The 25744-nt window shown below is 70.7% G+C and carries 20 protein-coding genes and 1 pseudogene; 4 read left to right on the forward strand and 17 right to left on the reverse strand.

The features are described 5' to 3' along the window. Window positions 1-137: 137 nt before the first annotated feature. The 3 genes from smc to FB563_RS06165 form a co-directional block, all read right to left on the reverse strand. Window positions 138-3704 (reverse strand): chromosome segregation protein SMC, encoded by a 3567-nt coding sequence (gene smc / locus FB563_RS06145; protein ID WP_055704342.1) that lies wholly within the window; start codon window positions 3702-3704, stop codon window positions 138-140. 244 nt (window positions 3705-3948) lie between these two features. Continuing rightward, on the reverse strand, window positions 3949-4152 hold the full coding sequence (locus FB563_RS06155; protein ID WP_031167290.1) for a hypothetical protein: 204 nt from the start codon (window positions 4150-4152) through the stop codon (window positions 3949-3951). Window positions 4153-4534: 382 nt separating this feature from the next. Then, window positions 4535-4816: an acylphosphatase gene (locus FB563_RS06165; protein WP_055704341.1), complete on the reverse strand. Its 282-nt coding sequence runs from the start codon at window positions 4814-4816 to the stop codon at window positions 4535-4537. 181 nt (window positions 4817-4997) lie between these two features. On the opposite strand from FB563_RS06165, the gene FB563_RS06170 reads away from it, so the two are divergent. Then, window positions 4998-6362, forward strand: coding sequence for a CAP domain-containing protein (locus FB563_RS06170; protein WP_055704366.1), 1365 nt, complete (start codon window positions 4998-5000; stop codon window positions 6360-6362). Between the two features lie 20 nt (window positions 6363-6382). Here FB563_RS06170 and FB563_RS06175 read toward each other — a convergent pair. The 5 genes and pseudogenes from FB563_RS06175 to FB563_RS06195 all read right to left on the reverse strand — a co-directional run. After that, a pseudogene (locus FB563_RS06175) lies at window positions 6383-7087 on the reverse strand (tyrosine-type recombinase/integrase); the annotation flags it as partial. A gap of 355 nt (window positions 7088-7442) precedes the next feature. After that, window positions 7443-8123, reverse strand: a complete 681-nt coding sequence (locus FB563_RS06180) for a hypothetical protein (RefSeq protein WP_142218526.1) — start codon at window positions 8121-8123, stop codon at window positions 7443-7445. Window positions 8124-8636: 513 nt separating this feature from the next. Continuing rightward, window positions 8637-8999, reverse strand: a complete 363-nt coding sequence (locus FB563_RS06185; RefSeq protein ID WP_142218527.1) for a hypothetical protein — start codon at window positions 8997-8999, stop codon at window positions 8637-8639. A gap of 1429 nt (window positions 9000-10428) precedes the next feature. Then, entirely contained in the window at window positions 10429-11349 is a 921-nt protein-coding gene (locus FB563_RS06190; protein ID WP_055704339.1) for a hypothetical protein, read from the reverse strand. A 252-nt stretch (window positions 11350-11601) separates the two neighbouring features. After that, a complete protein-coding gene (locus FB563_RS06195; RefSeq protein ID WP_055704338.1) occupies window positions 11602-12186 on the reverse strand; it encodes a flavodoxin family protein in 585 nt (194 codons plus the stop codon). A 133-nt stretch (window positions 12187-12319) separates the two neighbouring features. Here FB563_RS06195 and FB563_RS06200 point away from each other — a divergent pair, with 133 nt between their 5' ends. Next, a complete protein-coding gene (locus FB563_RS06200) occupies window positions 12320-12712 on the forward strand; it encodes a winged helix-turn-helix transcriptional regulator (RefSeq protein ID WP_055704365.1) in 393 nt (130 codons plus the stop codon). A 55-nt stretch (window positions 12713-12767) separates the two neighbouring features. On the opposite strand, the gene FB563_RS06205 is transcribed toward FB563_RS06200, so the two are convergent. The 9 genes from FB563_RS06205 to recG all read right to left on the reverse strand — a co-directional run bounded on the left by FB563_RS06205 (window position 12768) and on the right by recG (window position 20517). Beyond that, on the reverse strand, window positions 12768-13187 hold the full coding sequence (locus FB563_RS06205) for a DUF6924 domain-containing protein (RefSeq protein WP_055704337.1): 420 nt from the start codon (window positions 13185-13187) through the stop codon (window positions 12768-12770). A gap of 14 nt (window positions 13188-13201) precedes the next feature. Continuing rightward, window positions 13202-14083, reverse strand: a complete 882-nt coding sequence (gene mutM, locus FB563_RS06210) for a bifunctional DNA-formamidopyrimidine glycosylase/DNA-(apurinic or apyrimidinic site) lyase (RefSeq protein WP_055704336.1) — start codon at window positions 14081-14083, stop codon at window positions 13202-13204. 81 nt (window positions 14084-14164) lie between these two features. Continuing rightward, on the reverse strand, window positions 14165-15055 hold the full coding sequence (rnc, locus tag FB563_RS06215) for a ribonuclease III (RefSeq protein ID WP_199832721.1): 891 nt from the start codon (window positions 15053-15055) through the stop codon (window positions 14165-14167). An 8-nt stretch (window positions 15056-15063) separates the two neighbouring features. Beyond that, complete coding sequence (gene rpmF / locus FB563_RS06220; RefSeq protein ID WP_003951102.1) at window positions 15064-15237, reverse strand: 50S ribosomal protein L32; 174 nt, start codon at window positions 15235-15237, stop codon at window positions 15064-15066. A gap of 2 nt (window positions 15238-15239) precedes the next feature. Further along, entirely contained in the window at window positions 15240-15884 is a 645-nt protein-coding gene (locus FB563_RS06225) for a YceD family protein (RefSeq protein WP_055704334.1), read from the reverse strand. A 132-nt stretch (window positions 15885-16016) separates the two neighbouring features. Then, complete coding sequence (locus FB563_RS06230) at window positions 16017-17099, reverse strand: ATP synthase F0 subunit B (RefSeq protein ID WP_055704333.1); 1083 nt, start codon at window positions 17097-17099, stop codon at window positions 16017-16019. 66 nt (window positions 17100-17165) lie between these two features. Continuing rightward, the gene (gene coaD / locus FB563_RS06235) at window positions 17166-17645 is read right to left on the reverse strand and encodes a pantetheine-phosphate adenylyltransferase (RefSeq protein ID WP_055704332.1); all 480 of its coding nucleotides are present in this window, start codon (window positions 17643-17645) and stop codon (window positions 17166-17168) included. A 26-nt stretch (window positions 17646-17671) separates the two neighbouring features. Beyond that, window positions 17672-18259 (reverse strand): 16S rRNA (guanine(966)-N(2))-methyltransferase RsmD, encoded by a 588-nt coding sequence (gene rsmD / locus FB563_RS06240; protein WP_055704331.1) that lies wholly within the window; start codon window positions 18257-18259, stop codon window positions 17672-17674. Window positions 18260-18300: 41 nt separating this feature from the next. Beyond that, entirely contained in the window at window positions 18301-20517 is a 2217-nt protein-coding gene (recG, locus tag FB563_RS06245) for an ATP-dependent DNA helicase RecG (protein ID WP_055704330.1), read from the reverse strand. Between the two features lie 166 nt (window positions 20518-20683). Between recG and FB563_RS06250 the strand changes: the two genes are divergently transcribed. Both FB563_RS06250 and FB563_RS06255 read left to right on the forward strand, forming a co-directional pair. Next, window positions 20684-22516 (forward strand): HSP90 family protein, encoded by a 1833-nt coding sequence (locus FB563_RS06250; RefSeq protein WP_079048546.1) that lies wholly within the window; start codon window positions 20684-20686, stop codon window positions 22514-22516. Then, window positions 22509-25739, forward strand: coding sequence for a tetratricopeptide repeat protein (locus tag FB563_RS06255; RefSeq protein ID WP_055704328.1), 3231 nt, complete (start codon window positions 22509-22511; stop codon window positions 25737-25739). Before FB563_RS06250 ends, FB563_RS06255 begins: the two co-directional genes overlap by 8 nt. Window positions 25740-25744: the final 5 nt, after the last annotated feature.

Below are 25744 nucleotides of genomic sequence, written 5' to 3' on the forward strand. Positions count from 1 at the left end.
GAAGGTAAATGCAACGTTGCAGAGACTATGCCTTCAAGTTTCGAAGTCAATACTTCAAGGGCTGTGAGTTTTTCGATATGCCCGAGTGCTCTGTGTTCAGTTCTTGAACGCAGAGTCAGTTGATCTTGAACGGTTCGCTAACGAAGGCGCTGGGAGATGACCTTGGAGACGCCGTCTCCCTGCATCGACACGCCGTAGAGCGCGTCGGCGACCTCCATCGTGCGCTTCTGGTGCGTGATCACGATCAGCTGCGAGGCCTCCTGCAGCTCCTGCATGATCCGGATCAGCCGCTGGAGGTTGGTGTCGTCCAGGGCCGCCTCGACCTCGTCCATGACGTAGAAGGGGCTGGGGCGCGCCTTGAAGATCGACACCAGCAGAGCCACGGCCGTCAGCGAGCGCTCGCCGCCCGACAGCAGGGAGAGCCGCTTGACCTTCTTGCCCGGCGGGCGCGCCTCGACGTCCACACCGGTGGTGAGCATGTTGTCAGGGTCGGTGAGGACGAGCCGCCCCTCGCCGCCCGGGAAGAGCCGGCTGAAGACGCCCTCGAACTCGCGGGCGGTGTCCCGGTAGGCCTCGGTGAAGACCTGCTCGACGCGCTCGTCGACCTCCTTCACCACCTGCAGCAGGTCGGCGCGGGTCTTCTTCAGGTCCTCCAGCTGCTCGCTGAGGAACTTGTGCCGCTCCTCCAGCGCCGCGAACTCCTCCAGAGCCAGCGGGTTGACCTTGCCGAGCTGCTGGTACGCCCGCTCGGCGGCCTTGAGCCGCCGCTCCTGTTCCGCCCGGTGGAAGGGCCTGGGCTGGTTGCGCGGGTGCTCGGGGTCGTCCGGCAGCACCTCGCCCTCGGCGGGGGGCGAGGGCGGCACGAGCTGGTGCGGGCCGTACTCGGCCACCAGTCCCTCCGGCTCGACCCCCAGCTCCTCCAGCGCCTTGGTCTCCAGCTGCTCTATGCGCAGCCGCTTCTCGGCGCCGAGTACCTCGCCACGGTGAACGGAGTCGGTGAGCTTGTCGAGTTCGGCCTTGAGGTCGCGTCCGGCGGTGCGCGCCGCGGTCAGCTCCTGCTCGCGCCGCGCCTTGGCCGCCTCGGCGGCGGCGCGTTCCTGCTCGGCGCGGGCGAGGGACACCTCGATGTGCGCGAGCAGCTGCCGGGCGCCGGAGGCGACGGCCTGAGCCACGGCCGCCTCGTGCCGCAGCCGGGCACGGCGCTGCTCGGCACGCGCGCGTGCCTCGCGTTCCGCGCGGGCGGCCCGGTCGAGCGAGTCGGCGCGCCCGGCGAGCCCCTTCACCCGCTCCTCGTGGGTACGGACCTGGAGCCGGGCCTCCATCTCTGTCTGCCGGGCGTTGGCGCCGTCGGCGGCGAGCCGGTCCCGCACGGAGGTGTCCGGCTCGTCCTCGGCCGGCATCTCCTCGGCGACCGCCAGGCGCTCGGCCAGCTCCTCGGCCTCCTGTACGGCCTTCTCCAGCGCCTCCTGCGCGCGTGCGGCGGCCGCGGCCGACCGCTCGGCCTCGCCCGCGGCGCCCCGCGCCTGTCCGGCGAGCCGGCCGAGCTGCTGGGCGACGGCCGACTTCTCCCGGTCAGCCGCCCGGCGGCGCTCTCCGATCTCCTCCACGACGGCGGCCGCCTCGGTACGCCGCTGCGCCGCCGCCCGCTGTGCCTCGGCCAGCTCCTCGCAGCGCACCGCCAGCTCGGCCAGTTCGGCCGCGGCCTCGTCGACGGAGGCCTGCACCTCCAGCAGGCTCGGCGCGCCGGCGGAGCCGCCCTGTGCGAAGTGGGCGCCCAGGAGGTCGCCTTCGGCGGTGGCGGCGGTGAGTTCCGGATGCGCGCGGACGAGGTCCTCGGCCTCCTCCAAGGTGCCTACGACGACGATTCCTTGCAGGAGGCGGCGGACGGCGGGCATCAGTTCGGCGGGGCCGCGGACCAGATCTGCGGCGAAGAGGTGGGTGCCGGGCCGCCGGTCGGCCGCGGGTTCGCCCTGGCCGGTGGCGCCGTCCCCCGCCAGCAGCAGTGCCGCCCGGCCGCCGTCCTGCTTGCGCAGCAGGCGGATCGCCTCCACCGCCGAGGACGGGGTCGACACGGCGATCGCGTCCGCCGCAGCGCCGAAGGCCGCGGCCAGGGGGATCTCGTAGCCCGGGGTGACCGTCAGGAGTTCCGCCGCCGGGCCGAGGACGCCGGTGAGGCGGTCGCGGGCGCCGAGGAGTATGCCGGTGCCGTCCTTGCGGCGCAGGCCCAGCGCCAGCGCCTCGCGGCGGGCCCGGGTCGCGGCGCGGTCCCGCTCGGCGGCGGTGAGGGCGTCGCGGGCCGCGGTCAGGGCGGCTTCGGCCTCGGTGAGCCGGCGCTTGGCGGCCTCGTGCCGTTCGGCCAGGTCCGCGTCGTCGGCGTCGAGCCCGTCGACCTCGGCCTTCAGGGCCTCGTACTCCTCCTGGGCGCGCACCGCGCGTTCCTGTGCCTCGTCACGCGCCGTGGCCAGGCGGTCGATCTCGGCCTGCGCCGAGGCCGCACGGGAGCGGGCCGCGTTGACCTGGCCGGACAGGCGGGCCAGACCCTCGCGGCGGTCGGCGATGGCGCGGGCGACGTCCTTCAGCCGGCGTTCCTCGGCGGCCAGCTCCCGCTCCAGCTCGGCGCGGTGGGCGACCGTGTCGTCGAGGGCGCGCTGGGCCGCCTCCAGGGCCGCCTCCAGCTCGGCCTCCTGCTCACGGATCCGGGCCGCCTCCCGCTCCATGTCCTCGGGGTCGCGGCCGCGCCGCTCCTCGGGGGGCGCCGACGTCGCGCTCTTCACTCGTGCGTCGGCCAGCGAGATCGTGCCGCGGACCCGCTCGGCCAGCTGGGAGAGCTCGTACCAGGTCTGCTGGGCGCGCTGCAGGCGCGGGGTGAGCTGCCGTACCTCGTCCTCCAGGAGGGCCTCGCGGTGCAGGGCCTTCTTCAGCTCCTGCTCGGCAGCCTCCTTGCGCTCCTTCAGGGCCGCCTCGTCCGCGATCTCTGCCTTGAGCCCCTCGCGCAGGCGCACCAGGTCGTCGGCGAGCAGGCGCAGGCGGGCGTCGCGGAGGTCGGCCTGGATGACGGCGGCCCGGCGGGCGACGGCGGCCTGGCGGCCCAGCGGCTTGAGCTGGCGGCGCAGTTCGTCGGTCAGGTCCTGCACGCGCGCGAGGTTGGCCTGCATCGCGTCCAGCTTGCGCAGCGCCTTCTCCTTGCGCTTGCGGTGCTTGAGGACGCCGGCCGCCTCCTCGATGAAGGCGCGGCGGCCCATGGGGTCGGCGTGCAGGACGGAGTCGAGCTGGCCCTGGCCGACGATGACGTGCATCTCGCGGCCGATGCCGGAGTCGGAGAGGAGTTCCTGGATGTCGAGGAGGCGGCAGGTGTCGCCGTTGATCTGGTACTCGCTGCCGCCGTTGCGGAACATGATCCGCGTGATGGTGACCTCGGCGTACTCGATGGGCAGGGCGCCGTCGGAGTTGTCGATGGTCAGGGACACCTCGGCCCGGCCCAGCGGCGGGCGGCCGGTGGTGCCGGCGAAGATGACGTCCTCCATCTTGCCGCCGCGCAGCGACTTGGCGCCCTGTTCGCCCATGACCCAGCTGAGCGCGTCCACGACATTGGACTTGCCCGAGCCGTTCGGGCCGACGACACACGTGATACCGGGCTCGAACCGGAGCGTGGTCGCGGAGGCGAACGACTTGAACCCGCGCAGGGTCAGGGCCTTGAGGTGCACGCCGCTGGACTCTACCGGGCGCCGCTATCTCACTCCATGAACCCTCGCAACCCCGCGGTTTCGCCCATGAACAGGCAGGGCACACCGTACGTTAAAGAACGTGAAAGGATGCGGGGCAAGAAAGAAGGGACGCCGAAGCGTCCCTTGCAACTCTGACGGCCGGGTTGCGGTCGTCCGATCAACTGAGCGGTTGATTACGGGCAGCCCAACCACTGCGACTGCTGTCGTGGAGCTGATGCAGTGATCAGGTGAGCGCAGGCTCCGCCTGGTGTGCGTCGATGCTCTCCATGATCCTGTCCTGAGAGGCGGCAGCCGACAGTGCTTCGTTCTCCGCCTGGATCCGTACGAGCTCGGACTCCAGGTCCTGAACGCGCTGCTGCAGCCGTCGCATCTCGGCGAGGAGTCGAGGGTCGGAGCCGCCGACGTAACCGAGAAGCGCCTTTGCCATGATGGATGGTCCTCCACAATGAGTGACCGACCGATGCGGTGTGGGTCGTGAGGGATTCGCACCCGCGGTGCTTGGCACATCCGGGTCTTGCTTTGCTGTTGCTCCATGCCAAACAGCTAAGGTGCGCGGGGCTTTCAGCGTCTCACCAAAAAGTTTGACGGTCAACACGATCACGCCCTGTATTGGCGGGCAAACCGGGGCGCGCGGCCGAAAAAGTGGCGGCGCTGCAAGTCGTCCGGGGCCCTCGGGGCGTGGCGATCAGCTGTTCCTGCGGAGCCTGCCATGCCGGGCCGTTCTTGGCAACCACCAGGTCGTTTCTGCTGAGCGCATGTGCCCCCGGCAGCTCCCCGTGCGCCGGCCTGTGCGCCTTTACAGAAACGACTCAGCGGATGGCGAAGCCGTCGTAGCCGCCGCGGGGTGTGTCCCAGATCTCGGTGACTCCGTCCACGTGTCCGGGCGTGTCGTCGCCCTGGAGCCAGTCCAGCAGCCCCTCGCAGCCCTCGCGCGACCCCTCCGCGACGACCTGGACGCGGCCGTCGGCCAAATTGAGAGCAAAACCACTCAGGCCGCCGATCTCCAGCGCCTTGGCCCGGGTGAACCAGCGGAAACCCACACCTTGGACGTGTCCACGCACCCAGGCGACCAGCCGTACATCCTCGCTCATGGGTGCAACCTAACCGGCCGATGTCGCTCGGTTCACATCGCCCGCCGACGGCATGCGGTAGCGTCCCGACCCCATGCATCTCATATGAAACTCACTCGATCGGGTGAGTTTGGTGGGCCATGGGGAGTCACCGGCCGCGCAGGCACCGGCCGACCGCGAGGACGAGGAAGAGGGCAAGGACATGGGACGCCACCGACGCTCCGCCGCCGGCCGCGCCGCCCCGGGCCGCGCCACGGGGGTCACCCACACGCAGCGCTCCCGCACCGAGAGCGGCCCCCCGCAGGACTCGTACGCGGCCGAGGCCTGGCAGGACTCGTACCAGGGTGGCGCCCGGCAGGACTCGTACCAGGGTGGCGCCCGGCAGGACTCGTACCAGGGTGGCGCCCGCCAGGACTCGTACGCCACCGAGGCTCGGCGGGAGCCGTACCCGGGTGAGGTCGTCCGGCGCGGGCGGACGGAGATCGTCCGGCGCGCACAGGCGCCGCGGGGCATCGCGCCCTATCTGAACCCGGAGTTCTACACCCCGGCGACCGGTCTGCAGCCGATGGCCTATGCCGAGGCGACCGCCAAGGCGCACGCCTATCTGTTCGCGGCGGAGCACGACGGCCCCGGCGGCTCCGGGGGCGGTGGCTTCACCCCGGCCGACGGCCCCTCCCCCGGCCACCGGCGCCGCAGGAAGGGCGCGCGGCCGGTGCGCACGGGCCTGCTCGGGGTGTCCGCGGCCGTGGCCCTCGGTACGGCCGCGGTGGCCACCGGCGTGGTGCCGGGTCTGCAGAACTACCGGCTCGGCGGTGACACGCACACCACCGGCGGTGCGCGGGTGCAGGCGGTGCCCGCGCCGAGCAACACGGCCGCCGAGCAGGGTGGCACCTCGGGCAGCGCCGACGACCCCAAGGGCGGCGCCGGTCAGGCTTCCGGATCCTCCCAGTCCCCGGACCCGTCCGCGCCGAGCGCATCCGCCCCCGGCACATCCGCCTCGAGCCCGTCCGCCTCCGCATCCCAGCCGGCGTCCCCGTCGGCCTCCCCCACGCCCACCCCGTCGAAGACGGCGACCGGGACGCCGACGCCGCGGGCGACCGCGTCCGCCCCGTCGAAGGCGGCCCCGTCGGATACGGCGTCCAAGGCCGCGCAGGCGGGTTCCGCCCCGGCGGCGGTGGCGGGGGCGGACACGGCGGCGGCGGAGGCAGAGGTGCTCAGGCTCGTCAACGAGGAGCGGGCGAAGGTCGGGTGCAGCCCGCTGGCCGCGAACTCCGCGCTGACCGACCTGGCCGAGTCGTTCAGCAACGACATGGCGGCGCGGGACTTCTTCGACCACACCGACCCGGACGGCAAGTCGCCGTGGGACCGGGCCGCGGCGGCCGGGATCACCGACCTCGGCGGCGAGAACATCGCCCGCGGCCAGGCCGACGCGGCGGCCGTGATGCAGGCCTGGATGGACAGCCCCGGCCACCGCGCCAACATCCTCAACTGCGACTTCAAGACCCTGGGCGTCGGCGTCCACTTCGGCCCGGGCGGGCCTTGGTGGACGCAGGACTTCGGTTATTGAGATAACCGCAGGTCAGACGGCTAAGCACCCTCCTGGGCCGTATCCGGGCCGTCAACCGTGGGTTCGTCGTCGGCGAAGACGCGATCCACGGCGGCCCGGGTCCGGGACCCACTCGACGGCATCAGGTGCGTGTACGTCCGCAGCGTGAAGCCGGGGTCGTGGTGACCCAGGTACTCACTGAGAGCCTTGATGCTCTCCCCCGCGTCCAGCAGCACCGAGGCGTAGAAGTGCCGCAGCGCGTGCATACCGTTGTCTCGCCCGGTCTCGACGCCCGCCGCCCGGAGTGCCGGCCGCCATACCCGATCGTTGAAGCGGTTCCGGTCCAGCGGCAACCCCATTGGGCCGGTGAAAATCAGCGATGCCGTGACGGGCGGCCCGTCGAGGGTCTTCCACGGCAGCGTGATCCTCGCGGCCGGGTGCCGCTTGAGGTGACCAGCCAGCGCGAAGGCGACCGACTCAGGCAGAGGAACCTCACGCTCCTTGCCGCCCTTCGGCGGGGCGAACACCGGCCGGGACAGCCGCAGCAGCTTGACCTGCCGTACGACGTGCACCACTCCCCCGAGGAAGTCCACGTCTTCCACGGCCAGGCCGAAGGCCTCCCCCTGACGCAGACCGAACCCGGCCGCGACATTGACGAGGGCCTGATAGCGGTTCGGCAGTGCCAAGCGCACGGCCATGATTCGTTCGACAGGCCACGGCTTGACCTTGCGAGGCTCCATTTTAGGCAGCCACTTTGGCGCGAGCCTCGAAGATCATGGCCCCAACGTCGTGCTTTACCGGGCAGGTCCACAGACTGCCCGACGCGCCGGAAGCTTACGGGGCCATGATCGCTCGCGCCAAAAGCAGCTCCAGCCCAAAATCGCTCCGCCGACCTGGAGGGGTCCATGGGCATTGACCGCCGCGGCACCGCCCTCACCTAGCGCCGAGAACCACAGCGATCCTGAGCTTGATCGGGTGATTTCGGGCCTGCCGCCCTTTGAGGCCGGCTATCCGCCGTGTCGAAGGTTCATGCAGTGGACGCCCATCCACTTTCGATGCAGAGTGCCACAAGCGCACAAACCGTTGATTGGACCATCAAAGTCACGGATGAGACCCAGGGTCGATGGAAATTCGTTGAGGAATCTTGGCTACCGGCCAGTGCACTGTCACTTGGTAAGCCAGCCTACGCACAGATCCCCCGTTGACCGCAAGTGCGGCATCGAGAACCAGGACTGACTGACTGCCTCCCAGCCCCGGAAACTGGAATTGCTTTACGTGGACAGCGGCTCTGTCCACTGCCGCAGTGTCCGGGTCATCCAAGAAGCTCGTCAATGAGGCAGTGACGATTGCGTCAGTCATGTCCTCAGGAAGTATGTCGAGGGTTCCATCCTGGTTCGGAACGAACGAAGCCACGTCGTTGGTACCGAAGCTGCTCGATTGATGGTTGAAGGGCAGCCACCCTGTGTAGAAGATCAGGTGATTAACCTGGGGTTGGCCACTTGCAGAAGGGGCGACGTAGGGTAGGTGAAGGTCCTGTGCATTCACCACGTCCTTCAATGCCACGAACAGTCCCATTGCACTTCCTCTTTCTTTCTTCGATGAGTAGAAATGTGCCGGCCCTGCTCCCTGTTCAGCAAGGCTCGCACCACCAGTACGCCCCAACCCCCATCCCGCTGTCAGCGCACGGAAAATCGTGACTTGACAAAGCATGGAAAAACGACTAATGGAAGTTCCTTTACGCTTCGGCCGCCGTCGAGCCTCACAGGAGATCATTTTCTTCACATACGCGCCTGTACTGGCTGAAGAACACAGACTTAGTGAGGTGATGCGACCAGACTTGGATTAGGCGTGAGCGGGCCTCCGGATCCTGAAGTTGGGCACTACCGAGGACCGAACCCGGTTCCGTGTTGCGGTACAGCAGGGAAGTACAGCAACCCCAACAATCGACAGCGCCCAACACCGCCCCCCACAGGCCTCCCGGCAGCCTCTATGACCTCCAATGACCCATCTCTGTAGAGCTACGGATCAGAAGGTTGCAGCAGGTGAAGGCGGTCTGGCCCTGTGCCAGGCCGTCTCAGTCTCCGTCTCATTTTTAGCGAGGTTCACCGCCGTTCAGGCAGGACCATCCGCAGGGGTCGTCCAAGCACTCACCCGCCCATGAACGCAGGTGAACGGCCCAGTACTCCGCCCAGCAAGGCACCAACAGACTTGGAAAGCGTGTGGGTCGACGGCGGACAGGATGGGAGCTGGGGGGTGGGGTTGAGGTGAGTGGGTGAGTGAAGCCAGGAGCGGGGGTCAGCGCCCTCGGCTCAAGTCGGAGATCCCTTGGATGAACGCGCCGACGGCGATGAACGTGCCTAGGACCAGGAACCCCCAACCCACGATCTTCTGAATGACCCGGTTGACGCGGTCGTTGAACTCGCGTCGCTGTCCCTTGCGCCCCTCGGACAGGCGCCGCAGCCACAACGGCACACTCGCGTCAGCTCGTCGGCGGTGCCAAGTCGCGAAGCCCCGATAGTCGCGAACGATGACCAGTCCCACAGCCGCGAAGAGCACGCCCATGAAGAACGGCCCAAGTAGGCCCCACCCGGTGACCGGTGTACCACGGCCGACAAACACTGCGGCCTTGACCACAAGGCCACCATGAGGCGTCATCACCTGGTGATCGTATGTACCCCAGGCGGGAGAGGGCAGGCCCCTGTCAAGACCGCGTGCGGCGCCTGACACCAGTAGCTGACACCAACAAGCACGGACAGCGGCGGCCGACGCTGAACCTCGGTGGACGATCGACCGAGGCGCAAGGGCGGTTGGTCGACGTGGGCAGTCCCCGTGATCGACCTGATAAGGATGAGGCCAGACCTCAAAGCCTTGGCCGGCCACACCATCGGTCGGCGCCCGTCGCCTTGGCTCGACTCGGCCGTTGAGAGCCTGCCGACCTCAGGTTCGCCGAACACGCACGCACAGCCCCAACAGTCAGGCAAGATCGGACACCGACGCCTCGATCACAAGGCCGCTACGCGTCATCACCTGGTGATCATATGAATGCAAGGCCACGGCGGGCACAAGCCCCCGACCAGTTGTTTCCCGTTGGTCGGGGGCTGCTGCCTGCCGCGATTACGAGGAAGGCGCCGTCGGAGCAGTCGGCGACGGCAACAGAGTCTTCGTCACACTCGGCGACGGCGACAGAGTCTTCGTCACACTCGGCGACGGCGACAGAGTCTTCGTCACACTCGGCGACGGCGACGGAGTCTTCGTCACACTCGGCGACGGCTTGTTCGGCTTGGTCACCGAAACGGTCGGCGAGGGCTCCTTTGTCGGCTTGGTCGTTCCTGTCGAGGTGCAGACCTTGTGGCCTTGAACCCAGACGTGCTTTTTGTGCTGGCCCTTCCCCTTGTCTTCCCAGTGCCCCTTCACCCAGCGGCACTTAGGTTTGGCTGGAGTGGCGTGCGTGCTCACACCAGCGGAGTGTTGCGCGGTAGCGATTCCAGCTGCTCCGCTGAGCGCCAGAACGGGCACTGCTACCGCCGCGACTACAGCCCCTCTCGCATGAGTTCGCATGGCGCCTCCTTCGCGCTATCGGACTTTCCAGTCCATGCCCCACCCCTCGTTTCAAGGCTGACATGGCGCTACATGACTCGCAAATTCGCACAAAAGCAACCGAGTTCCAAAGTGTCAACGAGTTGAGTCCTCCCCGCGTGAGCCGGGACAGCGTCACGCCCCTGGGCCGACGCTCCGTGTGAGCCCCGAACGCCTGCCCAACCCGTGCAGACGCCCCGCCAACCAGCGCCAACCGCCTTCGGCTCCAGTCAGGTGCCCTGCCAGCCCAAGAAACCTCAGCGACCACCACGCCCATAGTTCCCATCGCGGTACCCACTGGTCCGGATGAAGACTGACTCGGCGTCGATCACGTGGGCCAGCTCGGGCCGTCTGTGGGCCGTAGAAGGGTGCTCAACGACGACCAACCCTGACAGCCACCGACGGCTAAGTCACAGGTCGCAGCGTTGATCGATTAAACGGCCGCAGGTCAGAGATGCGGCCCTTCACTTCTTCGGTTACTGAGCGGGGCGGACCTCAGGTCCGCCCCGGATCAGCCGACGCAGCCGGGGACGGGGGTAGGGCTGGTGGCGCAGTTGTTCGGGGTGTTGGCGGCGACCCGGGTGCCGATCAGGGTCACGGTGCCCATGTTGTTGTAGATGCCGCCGGGCTGGTTGTCACCCGCGTGATTGTTGCTGACGTTGCTGCCGGTCAGCGTGGAGGTTCCACCGGGCGCGGCGGGTACGCCGTTGGCGAGGCCGCCGCCGCCGCCGTTCGTGCCGGTGTTGTTGAGCACGTTGGTGAAATTGACGGTCAGTTTGCCGATGCTGGCGATGCCGCCACCGACGTTGTCGGCCGTGTTCCCGCTGATCTGTGAGAAGCCCACGGTCACCGTGCCGTCGTTGACGATGGCTCCGCCGTTCACGGCCGCGGTGTTGCCCGTGAAGGTGGACACGCTCACGGTCGTCGTGGAGCCGCTGAAGTTGCTGATACCACCGCCGAAGTTGGCGTGGTTGTTCCGGAGCACGGAGGCGCTGAGGTTCAGGGTGGCACTCGGGCCGGTGACGACGATGGCGCCGCCGGCGCCGGTCTGGACGTTGCCGCCGGTGGCGTCGCCGTTCGTGAGCTGCACCGCTCGCAGGGTCAGCTGGCCGCCGTCGACAGTGAGGATACGGAACGGCCCTGAGCCCAGGTCGCGGGTGATGGTGGCGCCGTTGCCGTTGATGGTGACCTGTGAGCTGATGGACGGCAGCTGGGCGTGCAGCGTGTAGACACAGCCGGGCGCGAGGTTGAGCGTGTCGGGCCCGGGGTTGCTGTTGGCGGCGTTGATGGCACTGACCAGCGCGCCCTCGTCGCACGCCACGGCATACGTGGCGGCCGAGGCGCCGGGAGCGAGCGCGACGGCGGCGAGCGTGGCGGCAGTGCCCATCGAGAGCACCTGGGCGATCCGGACAAGGGGCTTACGCGTGAGCATGTCACTCCTTTGAGGTCGCGACCGCCGCGAACGTCGGGCCGGGGAAGGAGTCGTGCGGCGTCGCAGGCAGATGTGTCGAGCGAGGTGTGCCCCAGCACGCCGTCCGATGCCACCGATCAATCGGATATACGCCTTATAGCCCTCTACGGCTCGTCCAATGGTCCAAACGGCCCCGCAGAATGACGACGGCCGACGCCTTCCACCACCGACAGCCGAGTCGGAGGTGGCGGCGTCGGCCGGTCCGGGGCCCGGCTACGCGGCGATCCGCCCGCGGGTGAACGCCTTCGCCGTCTCCGTCACCCGGCGGCCCAGGTGCTCGGCCGTGGCGATGTCGGCCTTGTGGACGCCCTCGGGACCCTGGTCGTTGTTGCTCTGGGCGGCGGCGCCGGTGAAGAAGCCGAGGCGGTTGAGGTCGTTCTCGGAGGCAGTGCTGGCGTTCCAGCCGGGGAGCAGGCCGAGGTTGACCCAGTGCATGCCGTGCTGGGCGGCGAGCGTCTGGAAGAACTGCAGGGTGTGCAGCTTGTCGCCGCTCTTGGAGGCCGAGTTGGTGAAGCCGGCGGCCAGCTTGTCCTTCCAGTCCTGGCCGAACCAGCGCCTGGAGGTGGCCTCGGCGAAGACGTGGAAGGCGCCGGAGGCCGTGCCCATGTAGGTGGGCGAGCCGAAGACGATCGCGTCGGAGCGGTCGAGCGTCTCCCACTGCTCGTCGGTGATCTCGTCGACCTTGATCAGGTGCACCTCGGCACCCGCGTCGGCGGCACCGGCGCGGACGGCCTCGGCGAGGACGGCGGTGTGGCCGAAGCCGGAGTGGTAGGCGATGGAAACGACAGGGGTGGTCACAGAGACTCCTCGAAGAGGCGACTGGGCTGCTGGGCAGCTCGGGAGCGGTAACCCCAGGAAAGCACTAACCTATAGTTAGTGCAAGCTGGTGGTTAGCGCTGCGTGGAAGTACCCTTGTGACATGACCGCCGGTATGAGTGCCACCGCCCAGGGCCACGACGACCTCGCCTACGACGTCTTCGCCAAGGCCTGCCCGTCCCGCGGCACGCTGGAGCACGTCACCGGCCGCTGGGGCGGTCTCACGCTCGGCGCGCTGTACGAGGGCTCGCTGCGCTTCAACGAGCTGCGCCGCCGCGTGGACGGGGTGAGCGAGAAGATGCTGTCCCAGACGCTGCACGCGCTGGAGCGCGACGGCCTGGTGCACCGCGAGGCCCAGCCGACCAACCCGCCACGCGTGGACTACGAACTGACGCCCCTGGGCCGTCAGGTCGCCGAGCGCCTGCTGGCGCTCATCCACTGCGTGGAGGGCGCCATGGACGAGGTACTGGCGGCACGCGAGGCGTACGACGGCCGGGGGCCGGCGTAGCGGAACGGCGGGCGGGCCGGCCTGGGCGGAGCGGCCGGCCCCGGCAGGGCGGCGATCAGCCGTCGCCGCAGCCCCGGTAGGTCCCCGAGCCGTCGACACAGTCCGCGAACTCGGCGAAGTCCATGTTCGCGATCCCCAGGTTGACGGAGATGTCGGAGAACCACGCGGGCGGCACCCGGAGGGTGCGGCCGGGTTCGTCGGCGAGGTCGACGGCCAGCAGGCGGTGCTCCGCGTCCGCCATGGTGAACGCGTCCGCGAGGAACACGTGGAAGACCTTCTCGTCGTCGCCGGCGGCGGCCTCCTCCTCGACCAGCGCCTGCACGCCCACCCCGGCGAACCGGGGGTCGCCGACGAAGACGGCCGTCGAGAACTCCTCCGCCGCGTCGATCTCCGCGCACACCGCCTCCCAGGCCGCGTCGTCGGAGAAGTCGGTGCGCAGGACGAGCGAGAACTCGTCGTGCCCGGGCAGAGCCATACGGCTGTTCCCCCTCAGCTCCGTCCGGCCGGCACCGCCGCCCGGATCCTCGGCGGACGCTGGCACTTCGGGCAGAAGTAGCTGGAGCGGTTCATCCAGGGGCGGCGGCGGATCGGGGTGCCGCACCGGCCGCAGGGCTCGCCCTCGCGGCCGTACGCGTCCAGGGACCGGTCGAAGTAGCCCGACTCGCCGTTGACGTTGACGTACAGGCTGTCGAAGCTGGTGCCGCCGACGGCGAGGGCGGCGTTCATCACGTCCCGGACGTGGCCGAGGAGCTCGGTCGTGACCGGGCGGGTGAAGTTCGCCGTCGGGCGCTCGTAGTGGATGCGGGCGCGCCACAGCGCCTCGTCGGCGTAGATGTTGCCGACGCCGCTGATCAGCGACTGGTCCAGCAGGGCCCGCTTGACGGTGGTCCGCTTGCGGCGCAGCGCCAGGTGGAAGGCCTCGTCGTCGAACAGCGGATCGAGGGGGTCGCGGGCGATGTGCGCGATGACGTCGGGCAGGCCGTCGGGGGTGTTGTCGTGCAACGACAGCCCGCCGAAAGTGCGTTGGTCCACGAAACGGAGCTCGGTGCCGAGGGAGTCGGCGAACCGTATCCGGATGCGCAGATGCTTCTCGTCCGGCGCCTCGTACGGCTGCACCAGCAGCTGGCCGCTCATGCCGAGGTGGGCGAGGACGGACTGGTTGGTCTCCTCCAGCGGCAGCCACAGGTACTTGCCGCGGCGGCTCGGGGTGCCGATGTGGTGGCCCTTCAGCCGGTGTGCGAAGTCGTCGGCGCCCGCGATGTGCCGACGCACGGCGCGCGGGTGCAGCACCTCGACCTCGGCGACGGTGCGGTGGGCGACCCAGCGCGCGAGACCGCGCCGGACGACCTCGACCTCGGGCAACTCGGGCATCGGGACCCCCGTAGGAAGCGGTGGATGAGCGCAGCCCGCCCCGTCGGCAACGGCGGGGCGGGCGCTCGGTACTGCTGTGGGTCAGGCGGGAGCGGAGGACGGGTCGCCGCCCTGGACGGCTTCCGTGGTCTCCTCGGCGGCCTCCTTGGCCGCCCTGACCGCCTCCGCGTCCGCGGCGGCCGCCTCCCTGGCCGCCTTGGCGCGCTCGTCCGCGGCGGCCTTGATGGCCCGCCAGGCGGACTCGGCGGCCTGCTGCTCCGCCTCCTTCTTGCTGCGGCCGGTGCCGGTGCCGTACGAGACGCCTCCGACGCGGGCGGCAGCAGTGAAGGTCTTCTCGTGGTCGGGGCCGGTCTCCGTGACCAGGTACTCGGGCACGCCGAGTCCTTCGGTCGCGGTCAGCTCCTGGAGACTGGTCTTCCAGTCCAGGCCGGCACCGAGGTTCGAGGACTTCTCGATCAGGGGGTCGAAGAGCCGGTGCACCAGCTCGGACGCCGAGTCGAGGCCCTGGTCGAGATAGACCGCGCCGATCACCGCTTCCAGGGTGTCGGCGAGGATGGACGCCTTGTCCCGGCCGCCCGTGCCCTCTTCACCGCGGCCCAGCCGGATGAAGGAGCCCAGGTCGAGGCCACGCCCGACCTCCGCCAGCGCACGCGAGTTGACCACCGCGGCCCGCAGCTTGGCCAGCTGGCCCTCGGGCAGGTCGGGGTGGGTGCGGTACAGCGTGTCCGTGACGACGAGGCCGAGGACGGAGTCCCCGAGGAACTCCAGCCGCTCGTTCGTCGGCAGACCGCCGTTCTCGTACGCGTAGGAACGGTGGGTCAGCGCGCGCACCAGAAGGGCGGACTCGACCTTGTAGCCGAGCCGCCCTTCCAGAAGCGTGTGGGACGAGGCCTGGTTGTCCGCCTTCTTCTTGGCGGGTGCGTCCGCCTTGGCGTCTTCCGCCTTCTTGGGACTGGACACAGTGCCTCTCACCAGCCCGCTCAGACTTCGAGGACCTGGCGCTTGTTGTAGGTGCCGCAAGACGGGCACGCGATGTGCTGCTGCTTGGGCTCGTGGCAGCGCTCGCACGCAACCAGGGTGGGGACCGCAGCCTTCCACTGCGACCGGCGGTGGCGCGTGTTGCTGCGCGACATCTTCCGCTTCGGAACAGCCACGGCTACTTCTCCTGCTTCTCGTCGACGCCCGCTTCGGCGCCGCTCATCTCGTCCTTCTCGCCGTCTTCGAGTGAACCGGCGAGTCCCTGCAATGCCGCCCAACGGATGTCGACGGCGTCGTGGTGGTGGTCCGGGTCGTCCGCGAGCCGCGCTCCGCACTCGGAGCACAGGCCCGGGCAGTCTTCCTGGCACACCGGCTGCATCGGCAGTGCGAGCACCACCGCATCGCGCAGCAGAGGTTCGAGGTCGAACAGTCCGTCCTCGAGGAAGTACCTGTCCTCGTCGTCCTCGGCGTCGTCGCCCGGTTCCGCGATCACGCGGCCCCGGTCGTCGGCGTCAGGGTACGAGAACAGTTCCTGGAAGTCCGCTTCGAGCTCCAGCCCGACCGGCTCCAGACACCTTACGCACTCCCCCTCGGCCCGTGCACGGGCGGTGCCTGTGACGAGCACCCCTTCCATGACCGACTCGAGCCGGAGTTCGAGCTCCACCGGGGTGCCTTCCGGCACTCCGATGACCCCCTGGATGCCGAGATCGGCGGGAGCGTCGATCGTGCGGGTCAGGCGCTGGAGCGCGCCAGGCCGCCGGCCCAGCTCGTGCGTGTCGAACACGAGGGGGTTGCGGTGGTCGAGGCGGGCGTTGGAGGCCATTCCTGCTTTCGATCTTCGAGCTCGGAGGGCCGCCGCCCGTCGGTGTCTTCGGGCAGCGGTGATCGCGGACGTACGCGCGACCGAAGAGCCAGGATACTGGACCTTTCGCTCAGGGCCCAATCCGGCCCGTGGCTACAGGCCCCGGCCCTGTTCGTACGCGCGCAGCTGCTCCGCGCTGATCATGCTCGTGTCGAAGAGGCTGGTCTCGTCGAGAGCGTAGCCCTGCTGCGGCTGCTGCTGGGGCTGCTGTTGCTGGTGGGCCTGCTGGGGGTCGTAGGCGGCCTGCTGCGGGTCGTAGCCCTGGTAGGCGTAGGGGTCGGCCTGCTGGTAGCCGTACGGGTCCTGCTGGCCGTAGGCGGGCTGCTGCGGGAAGCCTCCGTAGGGGTCCTGCTGGTCGTACGACGCGTACGCCGGCTGCGGCTCGTACGACGGCTGCTGCTGCGGCTGCGGCTGTTGCTGCGCGGACCGGTCCGGGCGCTCGGCGGCGGTGTCCTGCTCGGCCAGGGCGGCGAGGTCGGCGAGGTAGTCGGCGTCGCTGGAGTGCTGGAAGGTCGTGGTGTCGTCGGCGAGGGCGCCGAGGTCGTCCGTGGCGATCCGGCCGTGCAGCTTCTGCCGGCCGCGGCCGACGGCCTCCAGGGTCTTGGCGAGGACCGCCTCGAAGGCGCCCAGCTTGGCGTCGACGTACTGGTCGGCGTTGTGGCGCAGGGTCTCCGGGTCGTGGCTGCGCTCGGGGGCGTCCTCGTCCTCGTAGCCGTTCTCGTCCAGGCCGGGGCCGGTGCCGAGCAGCTTCTCCCGGCCGCGGCCGACCGAGCCGAGGGTCTTGGTGAGGACGACCTCGAAGTTGGCGAGCTTGGAGTCGACGTAGTCGTCGGCCTCGGCGCGGATCTCCTCGGCCTCCTTGCGGGCCTCGGCGAGGATCCGGTCGGCCTCGGCCTGGGCGCGGCGGGCGATCTCGGTGTCGGAGATCAGCGAGCCGCGCTCGGCGTGCGCGTGCGAGATGATCCGCTCGGCTTCCTGACGGGCCTGCTCGACCATCTGCTCACGGTCGCCGATCAGCTCCTGCGCCTGCGCGAGGGAACCGGGCAGGGCCTGGCGCACCTCTTCGAGCATCGCGAGCAGCTCGGCGCGGTTGACCACGCACGACGCCGACATGGGCATGGACCGGGCGCCGGAGACCGTGGAGACGATCTCGTCGAGCTTCTTCTGCACGTCCACCTGTGCTCGCCACTCTCTACAGCCGGGTTGGAGACGGACGGGACGACTGTAGTCCCCCCGGCCTCATCAGACCTTGCGCAGGCGCTTGTTCAGAGCCTCGAGGACCGGGGCGGGCACCAGGTGGGAGACGTCGCCGCCCCAGGCCGCGACCTCCTTGACCAGGGAGGAGGAGAGGAAGCTGTAGGTGGGGTTGGTGGGCACGAAGAGGGTTTCGACGCCGGTGAGGCCGATGTTCATCTGCGCCATCTGCAGCTCGTAGTCGAAGTCGCTGACGGCGCGCAGGCCCTTGACGATGGCGGGGATGTCACGCTGCTTGCAGAAGTCGACGAGGAGGCCGTGGAAGGCCTCGACCCGGACGTTGGCGTAGTCGGCGGTGACCTCGCGGATCAGCTCGATCCGCTCCTCGATCTCGAACAGGCCCTTCTTGGACTTGTTGATCATCACCGCGACATAGACCTCGTCGTACAGACGGGAGGCTCGGGCAATGATGTCGAGGTGTCCGTTGGTGATCGGGTCGAACGACCCGGGACAGACGGCGCGGCGCACTTGTGATCCCTCGCTCTCCGGTCCGGTCATCGTGCGTCTTCGCACGTAGAGGCGGCGCGACCGTACCAAAACGTTCCCTCGCCGTAGCGACGGGACCGGATCGCCTCGAAGCCGTCCGGCCACCGGAATTCGCCGCCTCTGGTGCTGCGCTCCACGGTGACGAGCGCTTGCTCAGCGAGCCAGCCTTCCGAGTGGAGTGTGAGCAGAATCTCGCGAAGATCGTGATCTGTGACGGCGTACGGGGGGTCGAGGAAGACGAGGTCGTACGGCTCTTCCGGTGCCGGTTGCCTGATGATCTGTTCTGCTTTGCCCGCTCGCACTTCGGCGCCGGGCAGGCCCAGGTTCTTCACGTTCTCGCGCACGATCCTCGCCGCGCGGGCGTCGGCTTCGACGAGGAGGGCGTGACCGGCGCCTCGGGAGAGGGCTTCCAGGCCCACGGCACCCGAGCCTGCGTAGAGGTCGAGGACCCGTTCGCCGTCCAGGGGGCCGCCCAACAGGGACTGCCAGGTGGAGAAGAGACCTTCGCGTGCGCGGTCGGAGGTGGGGCGGGTTCCGGTGCCAGGGGGTACTGAGAGGCGCCGTCCGCCGGCCCGGCCGGCGATCACGCGGGTCATGTGGGGTCCTTCTTCGTGGCTGGCTTTACGTTCATTGTGGCTCACCCCTTTTCCAGGTACTGCTCCCTTTCCTCGTCCACAAGAGCGTCCAGGGCTGTGCGCAGGCCGGGAAGCCGCCGTAGCTCCGGATCCGCCGCCACCACCGCCGTCGCCTCCTCTCTCGCCTCGGCGATGACCTCCTCGTCCTCGATGACCGCCAGGACGCGCAAGGAGGAACGGGCACCGGACTGGGCCTGGCCGAGGACATCGCCCTCGCGGCGCTGTTCGAGGTCGATGCGGGAGAGTTCGAAGCCGTCGAGGGTGGAGGCGACCGCGTTCAGGCGCTGGCGGGCCGCACTCGCCTCGGGCATCTCGGTGACCAGGAGGCACAGACCGGGGGCCGAGCCCCGGCCGACGCGGCCGCGGAGCTGGTGGAGCTGGGAGACACCGAAGCGGTCGGCGTCCATGATGACCATCACCGTGGCATTGGGGACGTTCACGCCGACCTCGATGACCGTGGTGGCGACCAGGACGTCGGTCTCGCCCGCGGCGAAGCGGCGCATCACCGCGTCCTTGTCGTCGGGGTGCATTCGGCCGTGCAGGACCTCCACCCTCAGGCCCTGCAGGGGGCCGCGGCCCAGCTGGTCGGCGACGTCCAGGACCGCGAGCGGCGGGCGCTTCTCCGCCTCGTCCTCGGGCGACTTCTGCCTGGCCTTCCCGGGATCGTCCTCCTCGTCCCCGATCCGGGGGCAGACGACGTACGCCTGGTGGCCGCCTCCCACCTCCTCGCGGACCCGCTCCCAGGCCCGAGCGAGGAAGTGCGGCTTGTCGGCGGCGGGGACGACGTGGCTGGCGATCGGGGAGCGGCCGGCCGGGAGCTGGTCGAGGACGGAGGTCTCCAGGTCGCCGAAGACGGTCATGGCGACCGTGCGCGGGATCGGGGTGGCCGTCATGACCAGCAGGTGAGGAGGCTGCTTGCCCTTGCCGCGCAGGGCGTCGCGCTGCTCCACGCCGAAGCGGTGCTGCTCGTCGACCACGACCAGGCCGAGGTCGTGGAACTGGACCTTGTCCTCGATCAGCGCGTGGGTGCCGATGACGATGCCGGCCTCGCCGGTGACCAGGTCCAGCAGCGCCTGGCGGCGGGCGGCGGCGCCCATGGAGCCGGTGAGCAGGACGACCTTGGTGGCGTGCTCGGCGCCGCCCAGCATGCCGCCCTCGGCCAGTTCGCCCATCATCTCGGTCACCGAGCGGTGGTGCTGCTGGGCGAGCACCTCGGTGGGCGCGAGCATGGCGGCCTGCCCGCCCGCGTCGACCACGGCGAGCATGGCGCGCAGGGCCACCATGGTCTTGCCCGAACCCACCTCGCCCTGCAGCAGGCGGTGCATCGGGTGCTCGGTCGCGAGGTCGTCGAAGATCTCCTTGGAGACCTTCTGCTGGCCCTCGGTGAGGGTGAAGGGCAGGCGGTCGTCGAAGGCGGCGAGGAGGCCGTCGGGTTTCGGGGTGCGGGGGACGGCCGGCAGCTGGGTGTCCGCGTAGCGGCGGCGGGCCAGGGCGACCTGGAGGACGAAGGCCTCGTCCCACTTCAGCCGGGCGCGGGCGTCGGCGATGTCGGCCTTGGTGTGCGGGCGGTGGATCTTGAGGAGGGCCTCGGGGAGCGGGATCAGGCCGCGGCCCTCGCGCAGGGAGGGCGGCAGGGGGTCCAGGGCCTCCTGGGCGGTGGGCAGCACCGTCTGGACCGCCTTGCCGATCTTCCAGGACTCCAGCTTCGCGGTGGCCGGATAGATGGGGATCAGGGCGCCGGCCCAGCTCTCCACCGTTTCGTCACTGTCGCCGCGCAGCAACTCGTAGGCGGGGTGGGCGAGTTGGAGGCGGCGGTTGAAGACCGAGACCTTTCCGGCGAACATCGCGCGTGTGCCGGGCAGCAGCTCCTTGTGCGGCTTGTGGACGCCGTTGCCGAAGAAGACCAGCTGGAGCCGGCCGCTGCCGTCGGTGATCGTGACCTCCAGGCGCTGGCCCTTGCCGCGCGGGGCCTTGGCGGAGGCGAAGGTGTGCAGGCGGGCGTCGGCCACCTGGGCGACCACCGTGACGTGTTCGTCCATGGGCAGCTCGGCGAGCTGGGTGAGCTGGCCGCGCTCCTCGTATCTGCGCGGGTAGTGGTGGAGGAGGTCGCCGACGGTGTGCAGGCCGAGGTGCTCGGCCATCACCTTCGCGGTGGCGGGGCCGAGCACCGACTTCAGTGGCTGCTTCAGTGGTTCGTCCAGTCCGTGCACGAGATCCATTGCACACCACGGCACCGACAATGCCGTATACGTCGTGGGAAAGTCCTGGTCGGGCGGGCTGTCCGGGCTCTAGGATGGCGCGCTCCGGCCATCCTTCGCGGTCACCGCCCCACCTGGGACCGCCCGACCCCGCGCCGATGCTCCTCCCCCCTCCGGCGCTGCGACGATGGACTACCAGAGCTCACAGACATCCCAGAGTCCCCACTCACCTCATACGTTCCAGGTCGACCTGCGCGGCCTGGTGGATCTGCTCTCCCATCACCTCTACTCCAGCCCCAAGGTCTATCTGCGCGAGCTGCTGCAGAACGCCGTCGACGCCATCACGGCACGGCGGGGCGAGGAGCCCGGCGCCCCGGCCCGGGTGCGGCTGTACGCCGACGGCGGCGGTCTGCGCGTGGAGGACAGCGGGATCGGGCTCACCGAGGCGGACGTGCACGAACTGCTGGCCACCATCGGGCGCAGCTCCAAGCGGGCCGAGGGCGTGCAGGAGGCCCGTTCGGGCTTCCTCGGCCAGTTCGGCATCGGCCTGCTGGCCTGCTTCCTCGTCGCCGAGCGGATCCGGGTGGTCAGCCGCAGCGCCCGTACGCCCGGCGCACCACCGGTGGAGTGGACGGCCCGCGACGACGGCTCGTACACCGTGCGGACCCTGCCCGGCTCCGCGCGGCCCGAGCCCGGTACGACCGTGCACCTGACCGCGCGGCCCGGGGCGGCCGAGTGGCTGGCACCGGAGCGGGTCCTGAGCCTGGCCCGCGACTTCGGCGCGCTGCTGCCGTACGACGTCCGGGTGGGCGAGGAGCCGGTCACCGATCTGCCCGCGCCCTGGGACCGGCCGTATCCGAGCCCTTCGAGCAGAAGGGTGGCGCTGGCCCGGCACTGTCACGAGCTGTTCGGGTTCACGCCGCTGGACTCGATCGACCTGGCCGTGCCGCTGGCCGGGATCCGCGGGGTGGCGTACGTGCTGCCGGCGGCCGTGAGTCCGGCCCAGCGGGCGACCCACCGGGTGCATCTGAAGGGCATGCTGCTGACCGAGCGGGCCGAACAGCTGCTGCCCGACTGGGCGTTCTTCGTGCGCTGCGTCCTGGACACCGACAGTCTGCGGCCGACCGCCTCGCGCGAGTCGCTGTACGAGGACGAGACGCTGGCCGCGGTGCGGGAGGCGCTCGGCGAAAGGATCCGCTCGTGGCTCACGGGGCTCGCCGCCGGTGATCCGGAGCGGCTGACGGCGTTCCTCGCCGTGCACCACCTGGGCGTGAAGTCCCTCGCCCGGCACGACCGCGACATGCTGCGCACGATGCTGCCCTGGCTGCCGTTCGAGACGACCGACGGGCAGCTGTCCCTGGAGGAGTTCGCGCAGCGGCACCCGGTGGTGCACTTCACCCGGACCGTCGAGGAGTACCGGCAGGTGGCGCCGATCGCCGCCGCTCAGGGCGTCGGCGTGGTCAACGGCGGCTACACGTACGACGGCGACCTGGTCGAGGCGCTGCCGTCGGTGCGGCCGGGGACGGTGGTCGCCGAGCTGGACGCGGACACCGTGACCGCGCACCTGGACGCGGTCGACCCGGGCGAGGAACTGGCCCTGTCCGGCTTCCTGGCGGCGGCGCGGGCGAGACTCGACCCGCTGGGCTGTGACGTCGTACTCCGGGCCTTCCATCCGCTGTCCGTGCCCGCGCTGCACCTGGACGACCGGGCCGCGCGGCACGAGCAGGCCCGCGCGGCGGCCGAGGAGCAGGCCGACGACCTGTGGGCGGGCATCCTCGGCTCGCTGCGCGGCAGCGCCCCACGCGCGCGTCTGGTGCTCAACCACCTCAACCCGCTGGTGCGCAGGATCAGTTCGCTCAAGGACACGGAGCTGATCGGCACGGCCACCGAGTCGCTGTACGGGCAGGCCCTGCTGATGGCGCAGCGCCCGCTCAGGCCGGCGGACTCGGCGCTGCTGAACCGGGCGTTCATCGGCCTGCTGGAGTGGGCGACCCATGGGGAGACGACGGGCGATGAGTGAGATCACGGACTTCGACGCGCTGCGCCGGGCGATGGCGGAGAACTCCGAGCAGCCCGAGGGCCCGGCCCGCAACGCGCGCGCGGAGCAGCTGCTGGCCGCGGCCGAGGGCCTCGGCATCCCGCCGGCCGTCATCGAGGCGCTCGGGCACCAGCTGAAGGTCTACAACTACAGCTCCGAGAAGGACAAGATGTTCGTCCCCTTCGCGCGGCTGCTGCGCATGTGGGACGAACGGCCCGAGGACTTCGACGCGTACGAGGCGCACTCGCTGCACTGGGTCTTCAAGTGGATGTCGGCGGGCATGCTGGACCAGCCGCACGTCCCGCTCGCCTCGATCGAGAAGTGGCTCGGCGAGATGGCGCACCGCTACCGGCTCGCCGGGTACTCCGAACGCGCCGTGCGCGGCGCCGAGTTCAGCGTGGCCGCGCACGTGGGGGACCTGGCGCGCGCGCAGCGGGCCTACGCGGCGTGGCTCGCCGCGGACCGTGACGAGATGGCCGACTGTCACGCCTGCGAGCTGCACGGGCAGGGCTTCTGGCAGGCCGAGCTCGGGCGGGACGAGGAAGCGCTGGAGTTGTGGCGGCCGGTGCTGGAGGGCGAGTTCGCCTGCGCGCACGAACCGCACACCGTGCTGGCCTCCTCGCTCGCCCCGCTGCTGCGCCTGGGCCGCTTGGACGAGGCCCGCGCGCACCACCTGCGGGGCTTCCGCCTCGTCCGCCCGATGGAGTCGATGCGCAGCGCGTACGCGGACCATGTGGAGTTCTGCGCGCTGACCGGGAACGAGGCACGCGCTCTGGAACTGCTCGCCGAACGGCCCGCGTACTTCACGGACACCGGGCACCCGCGCAGCCGGCTGGAGTTCATGGCCGTGGTGACGCTGCTGATGGACCGGCTGAACGGGCTGGGCCTCGGCGGGCAGCGGGTGCCGGGGCCGGCCGGGCGGACCTGGACGGCGGGCGAACTCGCCGCCCACGCGCGCGAGGAGACGCTGGAACTGGCCGAGCGGTTCGACCGGCGCAACGGCACGTCGCACGTCGGCGACCGGGCACGCGCGCGTATGGACCAGCGGCCGCTGGTGGAGCGCCTGCCGCTGGGCGTGCGGACGGTGCGCCCGGCGCCCGTCCCGGTCGCCGCGCCCCCGCCGCCCCAGGCGCACGGCGAGCCCGGCCTGGCGGCCCTGCTCGCCGAGGCCCGGCGGTTGTCGGAGACCCTGCAGCCGCACGCCTTGGAGGCGTGGGCCGCCGTCGCGCGGGCCGCGCGCGGTGCGGAGCTGGGGCCGCGTGACCGCGCGGAGCTCGCCGACCACGAGGCGATGAGCCGCGGCCCCGCGGGCATCGAGCTGTTCGAGCAGGCGGCGGCCCTGTACGCGGAGGCGGGCGACCCCGGCGAGGCCCTGGCGGCACGCGCGCGTGGAGCGTACGTCCGCGCGCTGACGGGCGAGGTGGACCCGGCGCTGGCGACGGTCACCGGCCTGTACGACGAGGCGCTCGCCCTGTACGCCGAGGAGGCCACCGGCGTACGCCAGACGGCGTCGGTGCTGATCAGCCGGGCCCGGATCCTGATGCGGTGCGTGCACGCGGGGGCGCCCGTCCTGCGGGACCCGGCACCGGGCACACCGGACCCGGGCTTTCCCGCGCCCCCGGCACCGGCCGTGCCGGACGCGGGTGATTCCGCTGCCGAAGCCCTGGTGACGGACACAACGGCCACGGACGGTCGCGCACCCTCGGGCCGCGTGCCGGACGCCCCGGTCACCGACGCGACGGCCTCGGACGGACCGGGGTGCGAGGGCCTGTTGCCAGGCGGTGCGGTCTCCGGCGAGGCAGCCGCCCCGAGGCCGGGGGTCGAGGACGGCGTGCCAGGCGGGGAGGTGCCGGAGCCGGCTGCGGATGTGCTCGCGCGGGCCGAGCAGGCCGTGCGGGAGGTGCTGGCGCTGGTCGACGGGCGGGCCGGGGACGATGTGCGGCTGGCCGCCCGGGCCGCGGAGGCGCGGGCGATGCTCGCCGAGCTGGCGGAGCTGCGCGGGGACGCCGGACGGGCCGCGGAGCTGTTCCGGCGGGCGGCCGACGCTTATGTGAGCGCCGGGCTGCCCTGGTTCGCCGTGGAGTACGAGGTGCGGGTCGCCGCGCTGGCCCATCAGGCGGGCGACGCGGCCGGGGCCGAGCGGGCGCTGCGGGCCGCGCTGGAGCACGGCGGGCCGTACGTGGAGCCGGTCGGGCGGGCCCAGCTGCATCTGCAGCTCGCCGAGGTCCTCGGCGCCCGGGGTGAGGTGGCCGAGGCCGCCGAGCACGCGCTGGAGGCCGCGCACTGGGCCGACGAGGCGGGCGAGAGCGGCACGCTGGGCGCCTGGGCGCGGCAGCAGCTGGGCGGGTGCCTGCTGCGGCAGGGCCGGTACGCCGAGGCCGCCGAGGTGCTGGAGTCGGCGCTGGCCGACCTGTCCGACGAGACGCACGGGGACGGGGCCGTCGTACAGGCGCGGTGGTGGCTCGGCGACTGCCTGAGCGAGCTGGGCGACCACCGCGCGGCCGCCGAGCACAGGCTGCGGGCGGCCGAGACCGCCCGGCACTGGCCCGAGCAGCAGGACCACGCCACGCTCGCCCACCTCGCCGCCGAGTCACTGAGCAAGGCCGGTCTGCTGCAGGAGGCGGACCGGGCTTACGTCCGGGCCGGTGAGCTCTGGCGCGGACTGGGCAACCACGCCTTCCTCGTGCGCTCGCTGCGCGCCCGCGGCTGGCTGGCGCTGCGCGGGGACGGCGGGGCGCAGGGCGCACGGGAGCTGATGACGGAGGCGGTGCGCGCGTGCGAGCGGGCGCGGGGGGACGCGGCCGACCCGGTGTCCCGGGAACAGCTCACGGAGGAACTCGCCCACACCCACCGCCAGTTCGGCGATCTGCTGGCCCGCGCGGCGATCGAGCAGGACGGGGATGACGAGGAGGACGAGGAGCGGGCGCAGGGCGAAGACGGCGTGATCCAGGACCTGTTCGAGGCGGCGCTGGTCCAGATGGACCGGGCGGCCGCGCTGTTCGGCGCGCTGGGCGCGGACGGGCTGCACGACCGTACCGGTGCCGAACTGGCCGCCGGGCGGCTGGAGGCCGGCCTCGGCCGGCCCGCCGAGGCGGCGGCACGTGCGCGTGCCGTGCTCACGGCCTACGAAGGTGCCGGCGACGAGGACGAGACCGTGCGGGCGCGGCGGGCGGAGGCCAACGGGATGCTCGGGCCCGGACAGTGAGGCGC

This window comes from Streptomyces puniciscabiei (genome assembly GCF_006715785.1).
Lineage (GTDB): Bacteria > Actinomycetota > Actinomycetes > Streptomycetales > Streptomycetaceae > Streptomyces > Streptomyces puniciscabiei.